Origin of the sequence: Methylomonas sp. LL1, assembly GCF_015711015.1 — a bacterium.
Lineage (GTDB): Bacteria > Pseudomonadota > Gammaproteobacteria > Methylococcales > Methylomonadaceae > Methylomonas.
The window spans coordinates 884999-903957 of sequence record NZ_CP064653.1 but is presented as its reverse complement, the minus strand read 5'-3'; the positions used below and the strand labels follow the sequence as shown (position 1 = coordinate 903957).

Genomic DNA, 18959 nt, shown 5'->3' with positions numbered 1-18959 from the left:
CGCTGCCGGTCACGATGCCACGTTCAAGGATAAATGAGCGACAATCCCGCTCTCCGCATTTTCGTTACTTAACTCGGTTGCCAAAATATAGATTCGGCTTCTATCCACCCCGGCTTGCAAGGTCAAATATTTGGCAATATGGTTGGCGCGAGCTACCGCAAGATCGTTCAGACGCTGTGGTTCCGGCTGCATCATAGCCTCCAGTTCCTGACGAGCCTGATTATAAAAATCGGCAGCGGGGCTGCTTTTGATCCTAGGTTCGCCGAAAAGCGAATATTCGATTTTTTGCGGAAAAACCTCGGCGTAAAACTTGGCTAACAGCCTTTTATAATCCTGATCCGATAACTCGATATATTCGGAACGGACCTTTTCGCCCTTGTCGCGCAACTCGCCTGATTTCATTTTTTTCAAAATATCCGTCAGTGCGTCAAAACGCATGACCGGCCAGTCCCTAACCTCGTAGGCCACCCCTTTGATTTCCAAAACCAGTTCGGGCTTGGTGGTCAAGGCTTTGACGATGACATCCAACTTGGCGATTTCTTCCGAACTTAATTCCGCGCTACCAGCCGCAAAACTTATGGTACTAAGATCAGCTTCACTATCAAACAGGGACGCAATCGCCTTGAACGGCGCCGAGACCGTTTTGCTGATGACATTTACCATGACATCGGCCACCAACGAGCCAACGCTGAACTTCGGATCTTCCAAACTGCCGGTGATCGGAAAATCCAGATTGATTTTGCCATCGCCATCCTTCAACAACGCCACGGCCAACTCCAAGGGCAATGAGACAGCCTTGGGATTCTCGACTTTCTCGCCCAACACCAGCTGGTCTATGAATATTTTATTCTGCGCGGTCAGTAGGCTGTCTTTAATGGTGTATTTCAGATCAAGCGCCATCTGGCCCTTTTCTATCCGGTAACCGGCAAACTCAGCCATGTACGGCGTCACCAAAGGTAACGGCAGGTGGCTGAAGTTCAAGACAATATCGGAATCACCACTTTGAAATTGATAATTACCCTGAATCTTGACGCTGGCCAGATCGTGGACCTTGCCTTGCAGTTTCAGCTTGGCGGCCTTATCGGAATTCGAGGCAAAACCATCCACTTCTCCCGACAAGTCATTCATTTTTACCACGAAAGGCAATATCAACGAATAATCGGCAAAATCCGATTGTCCCTGTTTCAGCTCGATGTTGCCGATGGTAACCACCGGTTCAGCCGCCTTGCCGTTTTCTTTATCGATTTTGTTGTTATTTTTGGCTGACGACTTGCTACTGGTTTTAGCTACCAAAATATCGCTGATATTGTTAGTACCGTCTTTTTTGATCATGAACCGCGCATAGGGTTGATCGAAAATGACCTTGGCTAACTTGTAATCCTGCTTGGGCACATCAATGACCATTTGCTTGAGCTCCAAATTGGCCCATTTCACAAAGTCCTGATTTTTTGCCTTGTCGCGGGTAATCAAACTATCGATATTGGCATCGCCCTGATAGTTGACTTGAATGGCATCCGCCATGCTCAAGCGTAGGTTACCTTGAGTATTCAGTTCGCCATCGACCAACTCCAGGCGCACGAACGGATCAACATAGGTCTGGAATGTTTTCAGCTTGATCGCGCGCATGTCCAGCGCCCAATTAGCCGAGAATGGCGACAATCCAAGATCGCCACCGAACTTTAAACTGCCGGATTGATTGAATCGCGCACTAAATTCCAGCGGCACGCGGATGGCGTCGGCATTGCGATAGTCGTTTAGCGTGCAATTGAGTTCACTCAACACCATTTCCACCGGCTTGACCTGGCTGTGATCGGTAAACTCGATTCGATAATTGCTCAGCGCCAATGTGTCCAACTGGATTTGCCAGGGGGGGGCGGATTCGGCTACCGCGGGTTCCGCTTGCGAAGAGCTCTCCACGGCTTGATCAGTGAATAAAGCTTGGTAATTAACCTGCCCGTCGGCTTGCAACCAGGCTTTGATGTTGGCATCGCTGCTGGCAACGGAAGCAATACCGAGCTGTTGTTTCTGCAAATCCAGATGGATGCCGTTTACCGCCAACAGCGGCAGGTCGATCAAATGCGCGTCCTTGGATTTTTCGGTTAGCCCCAATTGCTTGACAACCACGGAGCCGTTGCTGACCAACACCTGCAAACCCGATTTCTGATTGCCGCCGAATACATAATCAGCTTGCAGTGACAACTGGCCATCGACAATTTCCAACGGCATTGCCTCTTGTAAAAACAGCCGCCAGATTTGAGTCAAGCCGACGCCGTCCAGATTGACATGCCCTTGCGAACCCAACGCGGACAGAGCCAGATCACCTTGTATATCCAAACCGCCGCCCGAAGCCAGTTTCAGACTCAAATTAAAAGCCGCCTTGTTATCCGGCAGTGTCGCAAGTTCGGAAATCGACAAATTAACCGGCAGCAAGGCTTCCTGTTTCCGCTGGCCGGACGAGGCGTCGGACCAGCTGATTTGGCCCTCCTCCAAACTGATTTGGTGGATCAAAACCGGCGGCGCGCCGGATTCGGACGTATCTTGCTTTTCCTGGCCGGATGCTGAAACCTTGTCGACCAAATCGCTGAAATTGAAACGGCCGTCCGCGCCGCGCTCGATATTGCCAACGGGTTTACGCAAGGTCAGGTTCGCCACAATCAGGCTTTTTTGCTTGACCGATTCAATCAGATCGACATCGACCGATAACGCCTCGAAGCTCAACAAGGCTTTGCCGTCCGCGGCCGGAAAATCACCCCCCTGAAGCTCGGCCTTCAACTCGAACGGATCGAAATGCACGGTCTGTAATTGCACCGTCCGACCACTCATTTCAGTCAGCAGTTTCGGCAGTTTGTCGGTCGCCAGTCTGGGTAGCAAATAAAATCCCGAAATGGCGTACAAACCGATTAATGCAACCAGGATGGCAGCCAATATCAGGATTTTTTTCAGCATTTTCGGCGGACTTTAATGCAGTTTATTCAAAAAATCGGCCTCGATTCGGCAGCCGCCCAGATCGGGGTAATCGGCTATATTCTGTTCAAAATCGCGGAATGTCGGGTGCTGAAAGCTTAAGCGGCTGATTTTGCCTTGAGCCACTTCAAACTCCAGCGCCCCGCCCTTTTCGCGCGGACTGCCGGGCCGGGTGGCAAACAGCAAAATCCCGATATTCGCCAAAGGCTGACCTTGATCCTGGGCCGGACGCACACAACTAAAACTCTCTACGTTCAACCCTACCATCACGTCGGCCAGTTTCGCGGCGTTGATGGCTACACCTTCGTCGGCAATCGGCGGCATTTGCAGCAAACTCTCCAAACCGAAATTGCTCAGGTGATTTTGCAGCAACACCGAACCGTTACCGTCCTTGGCGGTAAACAACAAGGGATACAATTGCCTGGCCATTTCGTCCTTATCGGGATGACTCAAGGCCGCCAATAACTGCCGCCCCAACGACTGAACCGAACTGATCACACCTTCTTTTTTCTGCCGGTTACTGGTCAAATTATCCCAATCTTCCACGGTGTTAACCGGCAACCGCATACTTTTCATCACCGCATAATCTTCGCTGGCCAGACAACCGGAAAAATCCTTGGCGCGATACTGTTCCAATACCCGCGGACGAATGGCGTCGGTCATTGCTTGTTGCGCCGTGATATTAAAGCTTTTCCAGTCGGGCGATGCTTTATCCAGGAAATAAAACAACACCGCATTGCGATCGAATTTATTGTATCCCATGCCTTTCATGACCAATTTCAAGCGCCGGCACTGGTTGACAATTTCGTCATAATCGCGCCAATCCGGCTTGAAATCCGGTCTATCGGCCGGATCGATTTGTTCGAATAATTGCCGGAGCGGTACTTCGCCGCTCACGGTCTTGATCGGCGTGCGCATCAATTCATCCAGCGACAAATCATGCGCGTCCGGAATGCCCTCGACCGAAGACTTCAACAACAACGATGGCACCAGTTCCGGATAAACCCGCATTTCGCCCAATAATTTGGTTTCGGAGGCCCACATTTTCAGCCCGCCATCCACCACTTCATAGACCGCCAACCGGCTTTGATTCAGACTGCCACCGTCGTTAGCCAGCACCACGCTGGCGGGCAAATTGTGCGTCTCGGAACTGTATTTGGCCGACGGCGACGGCTGCTTATTGCCAACAGGTTGCGCGGCGGCACTCTCGACCCAACTGCCGGCCAGTTTGCCCATCAAGGCAACCCCGGTGCCGACCCCGGTCAACATCATCAGGTTGCTGGCGGTATTGACATCGCCGACCAATTGGGAAAGATTGGCTTCGCGGCTGTTACTGGTCAAAAAGCTGTATTCAAGCGAGGTATCCTTGGCCGAATCCAATCTCAACCAAGGTGTCAGATAGGCCTTCTTGGTTTCCAGCTTGAAATTACATTTGCCGGTGGTGGCTTGGTATAAAAATCCGCTGGCCTCTTGCTTGTACTTGAGCGCGTCGTTGTGGATCTTGAACAATAGTGCCGCCGACATATCGCCGGTCTCGTAAGAGGCACCGACATCGCTACAACCGCCTTTTAGGGCGCTATCGCCCTTGAATTCAAACTCCGAGACCAGTTGCACATAGTAATCATCGGCACTGACAGCGGATTGCCCTTTCAGTGGTTTTAAAATAGAAGTTTCGGTTTTAGGATAATCGACAACGATTTGCCGACTGGTGGAGCAACCCGACAGCAATGCGCTGCCAAACAGGGCAAAATTGAGCAATAAGGCACGGCGTTTCAACATTAGTTATCCTCGAAGGTGACGCAAGCTTCGCCACAAACCCTCGGAGTTCCCTTTGCGAAGCGGATGGAATGATAAATTGAAGCAGGTATTGTGGCTATTGTTTTTGTAGGCGCGACGCGGTTTAACTGGCGTCTTGTTTGAATCGATGTATCAACCGGCGTTGTTTTTTGTTGGGCTTACGCTCGCGTTCGGAAGGGTGCTGCAACGCTTGTTGTTGCTTATGCAATTCCATTTGCCGCTGACGTTTGCCGATGCTGTCCTGATCTTCCTGGTACAGCAAGGACGCTTCCTTGGCGGGCCGACGCTGCTTGTTCAGATCGGTGACTTCGATTTCCCAGCTGTATTGATCTTTGTGTACCCTGATCAAATCGCCGATTTTGATGTTTTTGCCCGGTTTGCAGCGCTGGCCGTTGACATGCACTTTCCCGCCATTGACGGCGTCGGCCGCCAGGCCGCGGGTTTTGAAAAACCTCGCGGCCCACAGCCATTTATCGATACGAACTTCGGAGATTTCAGCCAAGAGGCAAGCCACTCTCCGCCCAGGTTTTAAAACCGCCGGCCATGCTGACCGCCTTTTCATAGCCCAGCTGATTCAAGGCCAAAGTCGCCAACGCGGAGCGGCCACCGGTTTGGCAGTACACCACGATATCCGCATTCTGCTTAGCTTGAAAATCCGGGTGACTGTCGATCTTGAATTCCAACAGGCCGCGTGGAATATTGACGGCACCGGGCAGATGTCCGGCCGCGAATTCGGCCGGCTCGCGGACATCAAGCACCAAACTGTTGTCCAACCAGCTTTGCGCGGTAGCGCTATCAATTTCCTTGATTTGTTGCTTAGCTGCGGCAACCATATCTTGCGCGGTTATGCTCATGTTAAATCTCCATTTGCCGTGAATATAAAATGCCTGCTTTCGATCAGGCTTCCATGTGTTTTTTTAATTCCTTGGGGATGGAAAACACCACTTTTTCTTCGATGCCTTTGTTCTCCCTGACTACAGTACTTTCTCCGCCCCATTCCTTCAACTGATTAATCACTTCCTGTACCAACACTTCGGGCGCCGAAGCTCCGGCCGTCACGCCAACCACCTCGATTCCCGCCAGCCATTCCTGTTTCATGTCCTTGTAGGTATCAATCAAATGGGCCGATTTGCCCAATTGCTCGGCAATTTCGCGTAAGCGGTTGGAATTGGAACTGTTCGGTGACCCTACCACTAAAATTAAATCCGAAATCTTGGCCAAGTCATGCACGGCATCTTGACGGTTTTGGGTGGCGTAACAAATGTCGTCCTTTTTCTGTTCCTTGATGGAAGAAAACCGTTCGCGCAAGGCGTCGACCATGACCTTGGTATCAGTCATCGACAAGGTGGTTTGAGTCACATAAGCCAGATTATCCGGATTATTGACCTTCAGGTTTTTGACGTCTTCCGGGGTTTCCACCAAATAAATATCACCATGTTCAGTGCATTTATCGTACTGGCCCATCGTGCCTTCCACTTCCGGATGGCCGGCATGGCCGATCAATATGACTTCTCTATCTTGCTTGGCGTGTTTGGCAACCTGCATGTGTACCTTGGTCACTAATGGGCAGGTGGCATCGAAGACGGTTAATTTACGCTGTTCGGCTTCTTTTTGTACTTCTTTCGACACGCCGTGAGCACTAAAGATCAGATACGATCCAACCGGCACATCGCTCAAATCCTCGATAAAAATGGCGCCCTTTTGTTTCAGGCCATCCACTACCGTGCGATTATGCACCACTTCATGCCGCACATAGATCGGCGCGCCAAATGTATCAATGGCTTGATCGACAATTTCAATAGCCCGGTCAACGCCGGCACAGAATCCACGTGGGTTTGCGAGTACGATTTGCATATTCTTGAGTATTTTACTGGGTAAAGATGGAACGATTTTAATCTAATTTTGTTTCCGAAACGATAATTCCGTCCGCGTCGGCATATAAATAATGATCCTGCTTGAAATTGACGCCGGCGAAAGTGATCATCACATCGCGGTGACCCTCGCCATGCTTACTGCTGCGCAAGGGATGCGTATTCAATGCCATCACGCCAATCGGCATTTGATCGATCAGTTCAACACCCCGTATGCAACCGTAAATAATAATACCCCGCCAGCCGTTTTCGACCGCCAAACCGGCAAGCGTATCGCCAAACAAAGCGCACCGCCTGGAGCCGCCGCCGTCAACCACCAGCACCCGATCATAGCCTTTTTCCTCCAACGCGGTACGCACCAAGGAATTATCCTCGAACACTTTAAGCGTCGAGATGCGCCCGCAAAACCGGCGATTGCCGCCAAAGTGCCGAAACAGTGGTTCGGCGATTTGAAAGTTTTCCTGACCGGAGAAGCGGTCACAGAGATCGGCCGTTACAAACGACATGATAGCCTCCTAAAAATAACGTGCCAGCAACCCATATTCGCACTCGGCATCCGGCAATGGAATCTTCACCTCATAACCACCGCCTGGTGCTTCCCGCATCGGATTGCCGTATTTATCCAGCATACTGTCCACGGTTATATCACGGTTACCCGTCGGCAAAATCATTTCCAACCTATCACCCACCGCGAATTTATTTTTTACGCCGACATCGGCCAGACCGGTTGCGGTATCGTAGGCGGTAATTTCCCCGCAAAACTGCTGTTGGTGACTTTTCGAATAGCCGGAAATATAGTTTTGATGCTCGTGGGTATGATGGCGTTGATAAAAACCATCGGTATAACCGCGGTTAGCCAGATTATCCAGCACTCCGATCAACTCGGGCTGGAATGGCCTACCGGCCAGCGCATCGTCTATCGCTTGCCGGTAGGTTTGGGCGGTGCGGGCCACGTAATAATGCGATTTGGTACGGCCTTCGATTTTCAGGCTATCGACACCGATTTCAACCAGACGCTGTACATGCTCGATGGCACGCAAATCCTTGGAATTCATGATATAGGTGCCGTTTTCATCTTCCATCACCGGCAGCAATTCGCCCTTACGCCCTTCTTCTTCCAGAAAATAAATATTGTCGGCCAAGGGATGGCGTTCGGCGCCGCCGCAACTGGCGGTATTCAGGCTTTGGTTCAGATCGTCCATCGACAATACCGAACTCTCGTCCAACACATAATCACCTTCGGCATTTTCCCGGGCCGGTACGGTGTCGTACTTCCAACGGCAAGAATTGGTACAGGTGCCTTGATTGGGGTCGCGGTGATTGAAATAGCCCGATAGCAGACAACGGCCGGAATAAGCGATACAGAGCGCGCCATGCACGAAAACCTCCAGTTCCATGTCCGGACATTCCTGGCGAATTTCGGCAATCTCGTCCAGTGACAATTCCCGTGACAGAATCACCCGTTCCACCCCCATCCGCTGCCAGAACTTAACCGTGGCAAAATTGACAGTATTGGCTTGCACCGACAGGTGAATCGGCATCTCCGGCCAATTTTCGCGCGTCATCATGATCAAGCCGGGATCGGCCATGATCAAGGCATCCGGCTGCATGGCAATGATCGGCGCCATATCCTTGACAAAGGTTTTGATCTTGGCGTTATGCGGAATCACGTTGGCCGCCAAAAAAAACTTTTTTCCCAGCTGATGCGCTTCCGCAATGCCTTTAGCCAAGTTATCGGCCAGAAAATCGTTGTTGCGCACGCGCAGGCTGTAACGCGGTTGGCCGGCATATACCGCATCCGCGCCAAACGCAAAGGCATAACGCATGTTACGTAGGGTACCGGCGGGAGAAAGGAGTTCGACGTGTTTCATATTGAGTAGACAATGATTTGAATGCGCGGCATTTTAACAAATAATCAGGCCCGATCTTTGCAAACTCCACACCCCGAGGCTAATTTGACCCTATAGCCTATCAATTCCTAGCAAGCCGGGCTCATTGAACATGTCAATGGCTGTTTTCGGTGAATCGATTGATTTCCCGCTGTAGCCAGTGCCGCAGTACTTCGATAATGTAGTCTTGCTCAATAGCACTCAGCTTACGCCCCTGCTCTATCCCATGCCATTTTTGCAAACAACTTCGGCAACAACAGGCGGTTGCATGCTGCGCGACGAACACGGGATGTCCGCGAAAAGGCGTCTGTTTGCCATCGTTGGGGATAAAACCGGGAGCCAGACGCTTGCCAATAAAATCGCGCGCGTGATCGAGTATCGTCGGCAACCCTTTCGCCTGTATATAATGCAAATCCTTATCTTGCAAATGAAATTTGCCGCGAAACGCGGATTTGGCAAGCGCGGCGAACAGTTGTTCAAGGTTTCTCATAGGCATCGTCGGCGGATTAATCGGCCTATCCATGACCGCTGTTTTTAGGTATAAAAGCGACTGTTTATAGCGCAAATGATGGCTATGCCGTAAAAATCCCGTCATTACGCGCGTTCTTGCCCCGCGAAGGCTTGGGCCTTAAACGTTTTCAACGCGTGACTCCATAGTGGTTTTCGAAGACTATAGACTCGGATTACGTCAATCCGCCAGCGCCACCAGCCGCGCCTACTTGTGGGACGCTTATCAGTGCAATCCATCATGGGGCTGTCTATGCCGGCGCAAACCTAGGTTGATTGGCAATTCTGGAGTCGACGAATATTTTGAAGCGACACGACAATGATTCGGACAAAACAACATTTAAGCACTCAAGATAATGGTCATGAAGGATGAATTGAACCCCATCGGCGCGGAATTTACCCAAGCTTGCCTGCGGCAACGTTTATTAGCAATCAACAAGCAATGGAATGCGATTTTGGAGAGAGAATCCAACGCGGTTGCTCGCGAATTACACGATGATTTAGGGCAATTACTGACCGCACTCAGCATGCAAATTTCGCTATTCAAACTGCGGCATCAAGACGACAAGGATATGACGGAAACGGCTAACGGTATGTTGATGTTGACGGAACGTTGCATGCAATCCATCTGCCATTTAATCGATAATCTGCGAACCGGGGATGCCGAACCCAATGTGGCAACGGTTTTAAATCGGCTTTGTCATATCTTTGAACGACGGCATAAGTTACCATGCGCGCTGACTATATCCGGCGAATGCAAGGCATTTGACCGAACTTTCGCCACGGTATTTTTCCGCATTATCCATGAATCTTTAGACAACGTAATCCGGCATGCGGGACCTTGCAAGGTCAGTATTACCTGCAATTACGCATCCGATACCGGTCTTGAAGTCGTTGTCAGTGATAGCGGACGGGGATTTGATCCTCACGATACCGCGCCCCACCAAAAGCGTTCGGGGCTGTCTTTAATGGACGAATGTGCATTCGCGCTAGGCGGACAAATCGAAATTGCCAGTTCAAAAAACATAGGTACAGCACTGAGGCTAAGGATTCCGCCGGAATCATTCGGATGAAAAACCCTTGATAAAATATTGTCTTGCGAAGCAAAAACAGCGAAACTAATAATTAGTTAGTCGCTCGAAAATTTTCGGTCGAAACCAGTCATCAATTTATTCAAGCATTATCGGTACTTAGAGTCGGCTTAGAAGGGGCATTAGCCCCTATCGGATGGGCCAAACTGATAGGGTTTTTGCTTTCCGGGCTTCTTGGTCTCGGTTTAAAAATCCAACGGAAACAGCAACGACTCAATCGCGAATGAGGAAACTTTCGTTCAATCCTTCCAGTAAAACTCTTGCACAGATGGAGATAGTTTAATGATACGTGTCCTATTGGCTGACGATCACCCAATTGTTCGAAAGGGCTTGAAAAACTTGATCACCTCGGTACCGGATATGACTGTTGTCGGCGAGGCTACCTGCGGTTATGAAGTATTGGATTATCTGCGCAATCAAGCGGTCGAATTGCTGCTGCTGGATATGTCCATGCCCGAGCCAAGCGGAGTCGACCTTATTGTCCGGATTCGCAGCCACGGTTTTAGTTTGCCGATTCTGATCCTGAGCATGCATCAAGATGTCGCCATGGTTGCGCGCGCAATCAAGGCCGGCGCCAATGGTTATATCGGCAAGGAATCGGCGGCGGAAGAGCTGTTGCTGGCAATCCGTAAGACTGCCGACGGCGGCAGGTTTATCAATGCACAAATGGCCGAGCAACTGATTTTCGCACCGACCGACATCGAGGAAAACGCGCAACACAAGCATTTATCGAATCGTGAGTTTGAAATCTTCCGGCTATTGACGGATGGGCAAGGCGTCAATCAAATAGCCGAACGGCTTAAAATCAGTAACAAGACAGTTAGTACCCACAAGATTCACTTGATGGAAAAAATGCAAGTCAGCAGCACCGCCGAACTGGTGAAATACGCATTGCAACATCGCTTGTTCGAATAACGTAGAGGCTGGCCTCATCGGAAAATTCCTACCCAACCATCACTTATTCCTAGGACAAAATCGGCGTAGCCCGATAGAGACTAGAGATTTTTTTTGTCAACATTACCCCATTGGAACAGTTGAACCGCTTCCGCTGTTATTGATAAACATGCAGCAACCAGGGGGGTTGAGATGAACGACATAGGCACGATACTGGGTAACGAGCAATTCGCACGAAAACAAGCTTCGTTTGGGCCAGGCGGAAATGTCGTACCCATTCCCAGGGCCAAAAAAAATCGCCAGCCGCCGCATTCGGACACTGATCGAGCCAATGTTTTGCCGCTACCCTCGACCAATATCCCGCATCGCACACAATCCGGCCTAATACCAGCTCACGTAAGAGTACTCCTGATCCAAAAAAATACCGAAGATCGCCACGCCTGTCGCAATGCACTACAGCAAACCAGTGATTTCAATGTCGAGCTGGTGGAAGCCGGAAACGGCGGAGAAGGTCTGCACCTGGCATGCCAAGACGCCTTTGACTGTATCTTACTCGACTGTTCGTTGCCGGACATGGACTGCCTGGAGTTTTTAGGCCGGCTGACCGAGTTGACCAGCGGATTGCAATTACCGCTATTAAAACTGGTTCCTCCACATAAACCCGAGCTAGCAATTGAAGCCGTCAGGCGAGGCATACATGAGTTTCTGATAAAGGACGAGGACGGCCATTATCTCAAGTTGTTACCCGTATTGATTCAGCGCATGTTGGACAATAGGCGCCTAGCGCACGAAAAACAACAGATAGAAACGCTGTATCGCACCCTGATTGAGCATATTCCGGCTATTACCTATATTGCATCGTTGCAAATCAGCCATCAGTGGCTGTATGTCAGCCCCCAAATCGAGTCCATGGGTTACGACCGCGAAACATGGCTATCCAATCCGGACCTCCGCTTTCAATGTATTTTAGAACAAGACCGGACCATGGTTGAACGCGCTTTTGCCAAAAGTTGTGAAACCGGAGAGTTGTTCCATTGCGAATACCGAGCATTGGGCCGCCACGGCAAATTGCATTGGTTTGTTGACGAAGCCCGCATTATCAGGAACCACAGCGGACAAGCCATGTTTTTCCAAGGCGTGATACGGGATATTACCGACCTCAAGAGCATGCGGGACGAACTGGAAACACATCGCTATTTCCTGGATCAGCATGTTCAATCTCGCACCGAACAATTGGAAAAGCGAATTGTGATCTTGGAATCCTGTAATACCGAACTGTGTAACCAGCTTGAAAGAGAGTATTTGGTGTGTAACGAATTGCGCAAAGCTAACAACCTACAAGCGACTATGCTGCAGGCTATCGGCGCGGCCGGCGTGACGGTGGAGGAATCTTTTATTCATCCTGAAACCTGATGTTCCATCCCATCGCGTATAAAATTAGTTTCGACCTGCAAGCGCCCTGGCGTACCCAACATGCGCCCGTTTATGCCCAAAAATCCGTTTGCGATGCCATGCATGGCCCGCCCAGCTATCCGCCCTATTTCGATTTACCGATGTGTCAAGTCGATCCGCTACGCACGTCGATAGAAGTTAACCCATGCCGAATATTGGATCAAACAAAGCGATAACCGCTTATTTATTCCGATAAAAAATGAAAATCTCCGAAACAGCATGGTCTCGGAAAATTCCTATTCCAATTACAGACATTCTTAGTCAAAAACCAGGCATAGCCGATAGCCAAACAAGCCAAATGCTAGGCAAATAGAGACACCGTCGGGATGAATCTGCCGTCCGGGAAGCTAACGCCCTTTCGGTGATTGATGCGGGATTCAGAATAACCGGAACGTAACGCGCGGAAACGACCCCCATTCAACTTCGTTACCGCCTTGAAACTATCGGATTTTCGTAATGAGCAACCATTTGTTCGCAATCCATCGGGAGCGATCGGAATGGCGAATATTCGTTGGCTTACCCGCGCGAATCAGCGGAATGAGGTAAAACCATGGCCGATCAATATCATAAAAACTCCGTAGCAATGGCTAGTTCAACAGCCACCCACCAGCAGGATGCGGGTCGACTCAACAACCGCGCATTTCTCCGCGGCACTAAAATTTTGATTGTGGAAGATTTTGAACTCAACCGCAATTTATTCAAAACCTTTCTACTGCATTTTGCGACCGACGTAGACACCGCCGAAAATGGCTTGCATGCCTTGCAACTCATAGAACGCAACCAGACAGAAAACCCTAGCAGTCCCTATGACGCTATCATCATGGACATCCACATGCCGGTCATGAATGGCTATGAAGCGACTACCCGTTTACGGGCAATTGAGGAATATAGCCTACTGCCCATTATCGGACTTTCCGCCACGATGATGGACAACGAAACCAAGGATTGTCTAAAGTACGGCATGAATGACTTTGTCAGAAAACCGGTGGATGTAGACGAATTATTGACGGTGTTAGCCAAGTGGATTAGCCGTGGCCAACCCGAATGAGCCATAAGAATAGTCTTATCCCGGCACGATAATTCCTATAGCCAAATCAGCATCACCCGATAGCCCAAAACCCTATTTCTTGTCAGGATAGAGGCCAGTCAAACGACTTGAGGTCTAATCCAGGGAGCTGACATGAACATTGACGATGCATTGCAGACCTTTATCGCGGAGAGTCGTGATCTGCTGCGGGAAATGGAGGATGCCCTGTTGCGGTGCGAACACTCGCAACTCGATCCGGAACTAGTGAATGCCTTGTTCCGCGCCGCTCATACCATCAAGGGTTCGGCGGGCCTGTTCGGCCTCGATCATATCGTCAAGTTTACCCATGCCGCCGAAAGCGTGCTGGACAAGGTACGAAGCGCCGAACTGGAACTGGGCACCGAATTGGTGGCGATGTTATTGGAAAGCCGTGACCATATTTCACTGTTAATCGACCAAGTCTCCGCCGGCAGCGTAGTCCTGACGCCGGACATCGAAGAAACAAGCCAACGGCTAATTGATCAATTGTTCAGCCATATCGGCAAAACGGAAGGTATACAGCAACCAACAACACCTGTCGCCTTGCCCGCGGAACACCCGCAAGGCGACAGGTCGGAAAGCGAGCTTTGGCACCTTTCCCTGCGATTCGGCGCCGATGTGCTGCGTAGCGGCATGGACCCTTTGTCGTTTCTCCGATACCTGTCCACCTTAGGCCATGTCGAACACATCGTCACCTTGCCGGATGCCATGCCAGCGGAAAGCCAAATGGACCCGGAAAGCTGTTACTTAGGCTTTGAAGTTGCTTTTAGGAGCGAAGCCAATCAGGACGACATTAATGGCGTGTTCGATTTCGTCCGCGAAGACAGCCAAATACTGATACTGCCGCCGCATAGTCAGCTATCCGACTATTTTCAGCTGATCGAATCGGTGCCGGAAGATGACGAACGTATCGGCAGCATTTTACTGAAATGCGGCACGTTGACGCCGAGCGAACTATCGAGCGTACAAGCGATGCGCCATCCTAGCCATGCCGCCGATACCGTTTCATTAGTTCCGCTGGAAATGCAAAAAAGTAATGCGCAACCGGCCGAACTTAAGCAAGTTAAGGAAAACAAGAGTACCGACAACCGCTTTATCAGGGTCGACGCGGAAAAGCTCGATCAACTGATCAATCTGGTCGGCGAACTGATCATCTGTGGTGCCGGCACCGGACAGATTGCCAAAAATGCCGGTATACCCGAACTGTTGGAATCCACCTCGACCCTGCAACGTCTGGTCGAGGAAGTACGCGATTCAGCGCTCAATCTGCGCATGGTCCAGATCGGTTCCACCTTCAGCCGCTTTCAGCGCGTGGTGCGCGATGTCAGCCTAGAGCTGGGCAAGGAAATCGAGTTGGTGGTCAACGGCGCCGAAACCGAACTGGATAAAACGGTGGTCGAAAAAATCGGCGACCCGCTGACCCATCTGGTACGCAATGCGATGGATCACGGCATAGAACCGGCCGACGCGCGCCGCGAGGCCGGCAAGCCGGAAAAAGGCACCTTGCGACTCAACGCCTATCACGATTCAGGCAGCATTGTGATTGAAGTGGCTGACGACGGCCGAGGCCTGAACCGGGACCGTATTTTCGCCAAGGCGGTTGAACGCGGCCTGATCAGCGAAGGCCAAACTCTCAGCGATCGTGAAATTTATAACCTGATTTTCGAGGCCGGCTTTTCTACCGCCGATCAGGTCAGCAATCTTTCCGGGCGTGGCGTCGGCATGGATGTGGTGCGGCGCAATATCGAAAACCTGCGAGGTTCGGTCGAACTGGAGAGCCATGAAGGCGTAGGCACCACGGTAAGGATACGTCTGCCGCTGACGCTGGCGATCATCGATGGCTTTTTAGTGGGCGTAGGCGATTCAGCTTATGTGCTGCCGCTCGAGATGGTGGAAGAATGCATCGAACTGGCGGCCTGGGACTGCCAATCCGACGGCAAGGAATATTTAAAATTACGCGGCGAAGTGCTGCCTTACATCCGCTTACATGATTATTTCTCGCAGGCCGGACAGCGAGCCGAACGCGAAAGTGTGGTGGTGGTTCGCTACGCCGGTCAAAAAGCCGGACTGGTGGTGGACAAATTGATGGGCGAATTCCAAACCGTCATCAAGCGTCTGGGCAAGGTGTTCAGCAAAACCAAGGACATCGGCGGATTTACCATACTAGGCAGCGGCGACGTGGCGCTAGTCTTGGACGTGGGGGGACTGTTGCATCAGGTCGAGCACGAACAGATGTATCCGGTGCCTTACAACGTCTAGCCAAGCAATCGAATCATCGACACCCAATAAGCCTACATGGCTTTCAAGCGCTGTATGCGTGATTTCTTAACAAGTTTAATTGATAAACCAAGCAATTTTTGTCGCTTAAATATAGCGAGGAGTAAATGCCATGAAGATGACCGTTAACAATATGATGATTTTACTGGTGGCCGCCGCCATCATGGGCTTGGTGGGCTTGGCCTGGCTAGGACACAGCAAGATGGACGAGGTTTATGAAAAAGCCAATTTTGCCAATGTCAACAGCGTGCCCGCGATCGTGATGCTGGATAAGGCTACCGAGTCGCTCGGCCGCATGCGTATTCAGTTGTACCGGCATATTCTGAATGCCGATGCGAGTAAGACGGCGGAAATCGAAACCAAGCTCAAGGAGGCGCAAAACAAAATAACGAGTAGCCTGAAAGAGTATGAGACCACGATAGCCGATGCCAAGGATAAGCAAATGCTGGATGAGGATGTCACCTCTTTTAACGAATACACAATTGGCATGGAAAAAATTCTGGACCTCTCCCGCCAGAACAAGAAGGATCTCGCTAACGCCATGCTGACGGACTTGACCCCGCAAGTCGATAGATTGAACGCCGCATTCACTACACACATGGAATATAACGTAGAGCTGGCGAAAAAAGGGGCGAATGTAGCGGCTGAAGCCAATGACAATGCGGCCCTGATGTCCGGCATTATTTCGAGCATAGTCGTGCTGTTTACCGCCCTGCTCGGCTGGTTTATCACCCACAATCTGATGCGCCAATTGGGCGGCGAGCCGGCATTCGTATCCGGCTTGGCTAATAAAATTGCCGGCGGCGATCTCAGTACTCAAATCGAACTCAAAGCCGGCGACAGCACCAGCATCATGGCGGCGATGAAAAACATGGTACTGTCAATTCAGGCACTGGTAATCGATGCCGACCAGTTGTCCAAAGCCGCGGTGGAGGGCCGTCTGGCCACCCGCGCCGATGCAACCAAGCATCAAGGTGACTTCCGTAAAATTGTCGAAGGGGTTAATGGCACACTGGATGCGGTGATTGGGCCATTGAACGTGGCGGCCGATTATGTCGACAAGATTTCCAAGGGTGCGATTCCAGCCAAGATCACCGACAGTTACAACGGCGATTTCAATATCCTGAAAAATAACCTCAACACCTGTATCGATGCGGTCAACGCGCTGGTAGCCGATGCCAACATGCTGTCGGTAGCCGCCGTGGAAGGCCGTCTGGCCACCCGCGCCGATGCGAGCAAGCATCTAGGGGATTTCCGTAAAATTGTTCAAGGTGTTGACGATACGTTGGATGCGGTGATCGGTCCATTGAACGTGGCTGCAACTTATATCGATAACATTTCCAAGGGCGCTATTCCGGCCAAAATCACCGACACCTACAACGGCGATTTCAATATCCTGAAAAACAACCTCAACACCTGCATTGATGCGGTTAACGCACTGGTAGCCGATGCCAACATGCTGTCGATAGCCGCGGTGGAGGGCCGTCTGGCCACCCGCGCCGATGCAACCAAACATCAAGGTGATTTCCGCAAAATTGTCGAAGGCGTGAATGATACGTTGGATGCGGTGATTGGACCTTTGAACGTGGCTGCTAGTTATGTCGATAACATTTCCAAGGGCGCTATTCCGGCCAAAATCACCGACACCTACAACGGCGATTTCAATATCCTGAAAAACAACCTCAACACCTGCATTGATGCGGTTAACGCACTGGTAGCCGATGCCAACATGCTGTCGATAGCCGCCGTGGAAGGCCGTCTGGCCACCCGCGCCGATGCGAGCAAGCACCAAGGTGATTTCCGTAAAATTGTTCAAGGTGTAGACGATACGCTGGATGCGGTGATTGGTCCATTGAACGTGGCTGCAGCTTATGTCGATAACATTTCCAAGGGCGCGATTCCAGCCAAAATCACCGATAGTTACAACGGCGATTTCAATATCCTGAAAAATAATCTGAACACCTGTATCGATGCGGTCAATGCAATGGTGGCCGACGCCTCGATGCTGGCGCAAGCCGCCGTCGACGGCAAGTTGGAAACGCGCGCCGATGCGACCAAGCATCAAGGCGACTTCCGCAAAATCGTCCAAGGGGTGAACGACACGCTGGATGCGGTGATAGGCCCGGTCAACGAGGCCATGGCATCCATGATCGCGATGGAGCAAGGCGATCTGACCCGGATGGTGAATGGCGATTATCGAGGCAAATTGCTGGAGTTGAAGGAAACGCTCAACAGCACGCTGGGCCGGTTGTCGCAAATCGTTACCGATGTCAACTCCACCACCGATGCGGTCAACAACGCTTCGGAACAAGTCAACATCACCGCGCAAAGCTTGAGTCAGGCGGCCAGCGAACAAGCCGCCAGCGTCGAGGAGACCTCGGCCTCGATCGAGCAAATGTCGGCTTCGGTGAATCAAAACACCGAAAATGCCAAAGTCACCGACGGCATGGCGACCAAGGCTTCCAAGGAGGCCGTCGAAGGCGGCGATGCCGTCAAACAAACCGTCACGGCGATGAAGAGCATTGCCGACAAAATCAGCATCATCGATGACATTGCCTATCAGACCAATCTGCTGGCGCTGAATGCGGCAATCGAGGCCGCCCGTGCCGGCGATCACGGCAAGGGTTTTGCGGTAGTCGCGGCCGAAGTTCGCAAATTGGCGGAACGCTCGCAAGTGGCGGCTCAGGAAATCGGTCAACTGGCATCCAGCAGCGTCGGCATGGCGGAATCCGCCGGCACATTGTTGGATCAAATCGTGCCGTCGATCAAGAAAACCTCCGATTTGGTGCAGGAAATTGCCGCCGCCTCCGAGGAACAATCCGCCGGTGTCGGTCAGATCAATACCGCGATGAGCCAATTGAACCAAGTCACTCAGCAAAATGCCAGTTCATCCGAAGAACTGGCCGCCACCTCGGAAGAGCTCAAGTCGCAATCCAATCAACTGCGTGAACTGATGGCGTTCTTTAAAGTATCCGGCACCCGTGGCGGCGGTATGCGCCGGGCAACCGGAGATCTAAAACTGGTGCATAGAGCCTCCGCGCCCACCTCTAGGGGCGCTGTGATGGCGGCGATGCCGACCATCGAATCCGGGGACGAGGCAGAATTCATTCGTTTCAGTGCCGAATAAGCATGCGCCGGGAAATAAGCCGAA

At 51.2% G+C, this 18959-nt stretch carries 14 protein-coding genes; 6 read left to right on the top strand and 8 right to left on the bottom strand.

Going from position 1 to position 18959, the window contains the following annotated elements; genetic code table 11:
• Positions 1-9: 9 nt before the first annotated feature.
• From IVG45_RS04645 to IVG45_RS04610, 8 genes are all read right to left on the bottom strand, one after another.
• Positions 10-2946 carry a DUF748 domain-containing protein gene (locus IVG45_RS04645; RefSeq protein WP_196436717.1) on the bottom strand — a complete coding sequence of 979 codons (2937 nt, stop codon included), beginning with the start codon at positions 2944-2946 and terminating at the stop codon, positions 10-12.
• 12 nt (positions 2947-2958) lie between these two features.
• On the bottom strand, positions 2959-4743 hold the full coding sequence (locus tag IVG45_RS04640; protein ID WP_196436716.1) for a hypothetical protein: 1785 nt from the start codon (positions 4741-4743) through the stop codon (positions 2959-2961).
• A gap of 121 nt (positions 4744-4864) precedes the next feature.
• The gene (locus IVG45_RS04635; protein WP_230874757.1) at positions 4865-5263 is read right to left on the bottom strand and encodes an RNA-binding S4 domain-containing protein; all 399 of its coding nucleotides are present in this window, start codon (positions 5261-5263) and stop codon (positions 4865-4867) included.
• On the bottom strand, positions 5256-5615 hold the full coding sequence (locus IVG45_RS04630; protein WP_196436714.1) for a rhodanese-like domain-containing protein: 360 nt from the start codon (positions 5613-5615) through the stop codon (positions 5256-5258). Before IVG45_RS04630 ends, IVG45_RS04635 begins: the two co-directional genes overlap by 8 nt.
• A gap of 43 nt (positions 5616-5658) precedes the next feature.
• The gene (ispH, locus tag IVG45_RS04625) at positions 5659-6615 is read right to left on the bottom strand and encodes a 4-hydroxy-3-methylbut-2-enyl diphosphate reductase (RefSeq protein ID WP_196436713.1); all 957 of its coding nucleotides are present in this window, start codon (positions 6613-6615) and stop codon (positions 5659-5661) included.
• A 37-nt stretch (positions 6616-6652) separates the two neighbouring features.
• Positions 6653-7138: a ribonuclease E activity regulator RraA gene (gene rraA, locus IVG45_RS04620; RefSeq protein WP_196436712.1), complete on the bottom strand. Its 486-nt coding sequence runs from the start codon at positions 7136-7138 to the stop codon at positions 6653-6655.
• A 9-nt stretch (positions 7139-7147) separates the two neighbouring features.
• Positions 7148-8503, bottom strand: a complete 1356-nt coding sequence (gene trhP / locus IVG45_RS04615) for a prephenate-dependent tRNA uridine(34) hydroxylase TrhP (protein WP_196436711.1) — start codon at positions 8501-8503, stop codon at positions 7148-7150.
• Between the two features lie 133 nt (positions 8504-8636).
• Entirely contained in the window at positions 8637-9116 is a 480-nt protein-coding gene (locus IVG45_RS04610; RefSeq protein ID WP_230874756.1) for a DUF4186 domain-containing protein, read from the bottom strand.
• A 274-nt stretch (positions 9117-9390) separates the two neighbouring features.
• Between IVG45_RS04610 and IVG45_RS04605 the strand changes: the two genes are divergently transcribed.
• From IVG45_RS04605 to IVG45_RS04580, 6 genes are all read left to right on the top strand, one after another.
• Positions 9391-10101, top strand: a complete 711-nt coding sequence (locus IVG45_RS04605) for a sensor histidine kinase (protein ID WP_196436710.1) — start codon at positions 9391-9393, stop codon at positions 10099-10101.
• 300 nt (positions 10102-10401) lie between these two features.
• Entirely contained in the window at positions 10402-11034 is a 633-nt protein-coding gene (locus IVG45_RS04600) for a response regulator (protein WP_196436709.1), read from the top strand.
• Between the two features lie 171 nt (positions 11035-11205).
• On the top strand, positions 11206-12426 hold the full coding sequence (locus IVG45_RS04595) for a PAS domain-containing protein (RefSeq protein WP_196436708.1): 1221 nt from the start codon (positions 11206-11208) through the stop codon (positions 12424-12426).
• 589 nt (positions 12427-13015) lie between these two features.
• The gene (locus tag IVG45_RS04590) at positions 13016-13513 is read left to right on the top strand and encodes a response regulator (RefSeq protein ID WP_196436707.1); all 498 of its coding nucleotides are present in this window, start codon (positions 13016-13018) and stop codon (positions 13511-13513) included.
• 132 nt (positions 13514-13645) lie between these two features.
• Positions 13646-15790: a chemotaxis protein CheA gene (locus IVG45_RS04585; RefSeq protein ID WP_196436706.1), complete on the top strand. Its 2145-nt coding sequence runs from the start codon at positions 13646-13648 to the stop codon at positions 15788-15790.
• Positions 15791-15920: 130 nt separating this feature from the next.
• Complete coding sequence (locus IVG45_RS04580) at positions 15921-18935, top strand: methyl-accepting chemotaxis protein (protein ID WP_196436705.1); 3015 nt, start codon at positions 15921-15923, stop codon at positions 18933-18935.
• The last annotated feature ends 24 nt before the right edge of the window (positions 18936-18959 follow it).

Bases quoted from the DNA above. Each gene is read 5' to 3' on its own strand.
- IVG45_RS04645 (WP_196436717.1), bottom strand. From the start codon at position 2,946: ATGCTGAAAAAAATCCTGATATTGGCTGCCATCCTGGTTGCATTAATC.
- IVG45_RS04640 (WP_196436716.1), bottom strand. From the start codon at position 4,743: ATGTTGAAACGCCGTGCCTTATTGCTCAATTTTGCCCTGTTTGGCAGC.
- IVG45_RS04630 (WP_196436714.1), bottom strand. From the start codon at position 5,615: ATGAGCATAACCGCGCAAGATATGGTTGCCGCAGCTAAGCAACAAATC.
- ispH (WP_196436713.1), bottom strand. From the start codon at position 6,615: ATGCAAATCGTACTCGCAAACCCACGTGGATTCTGTGCCGGCGTTGAC.
- rraA (WP_196436712.1), bottom strand. From the start codon at position 7,138: ATGTCGTTTGTAACGGCCGATCTCTGTGACCGCTTCTCCGGTCAGGAA.
- trhP (WP_196436711.1), bottom strand. From the start codon at position 8,503: ATGAAACACGTCGAACTCCTTTCTCCCGCCGGTACCCTACGTAACATG.
- IVG45_RS04610 (WP_230874756.1), bottom strand. From the start codon at position 9,116: ATGACGGGATTTTTACGGCATAGCCATCATTTGCGCTATAAACAGTCG.
- IVG45_RS04605 (WP_196436710.1), top strand. From the start codon at position 9,391: ATGAAGGATGAATTGAACCCCATCGGCGCGGAATTTACCCAAGCTTGC.
- IVG45_RS04600 (WP_196436709.1), top strand. From the start codon at position 10,402: ATGATACGTGTCCTATTGGCTGACGATCACCCAATTGTTCGAAAGGGC.
- IVG45_RS04595 (WP_196436708.1), top strand. From the start codon at position 11,206: ATGAACGACATAGGCACGATACTGGGTAACGAGCAATTCGCACGAAAA.
- IVG45_RS04590 (WP_196436707.1), top strand. From the start codon at position 13,016: ATGGCCGATCAATATCATAAAAACTCCGTAGCAATGGCTAGTTCAACA.
- IVG45_RS04585 (WP_196436706.1), top strand. From the start codon at position 13,646: ATGAACATTGACGATGCATTGCAGACCTTTATCGCGGAGAGTCGTGAT.
- IVG45_RS04580 (WP_196436705.1), top strand. From the start codon at position 15,921: ATGAAGATGACCGTTAACAATATGATGATTTTACTGGTGGCCGCCGCC.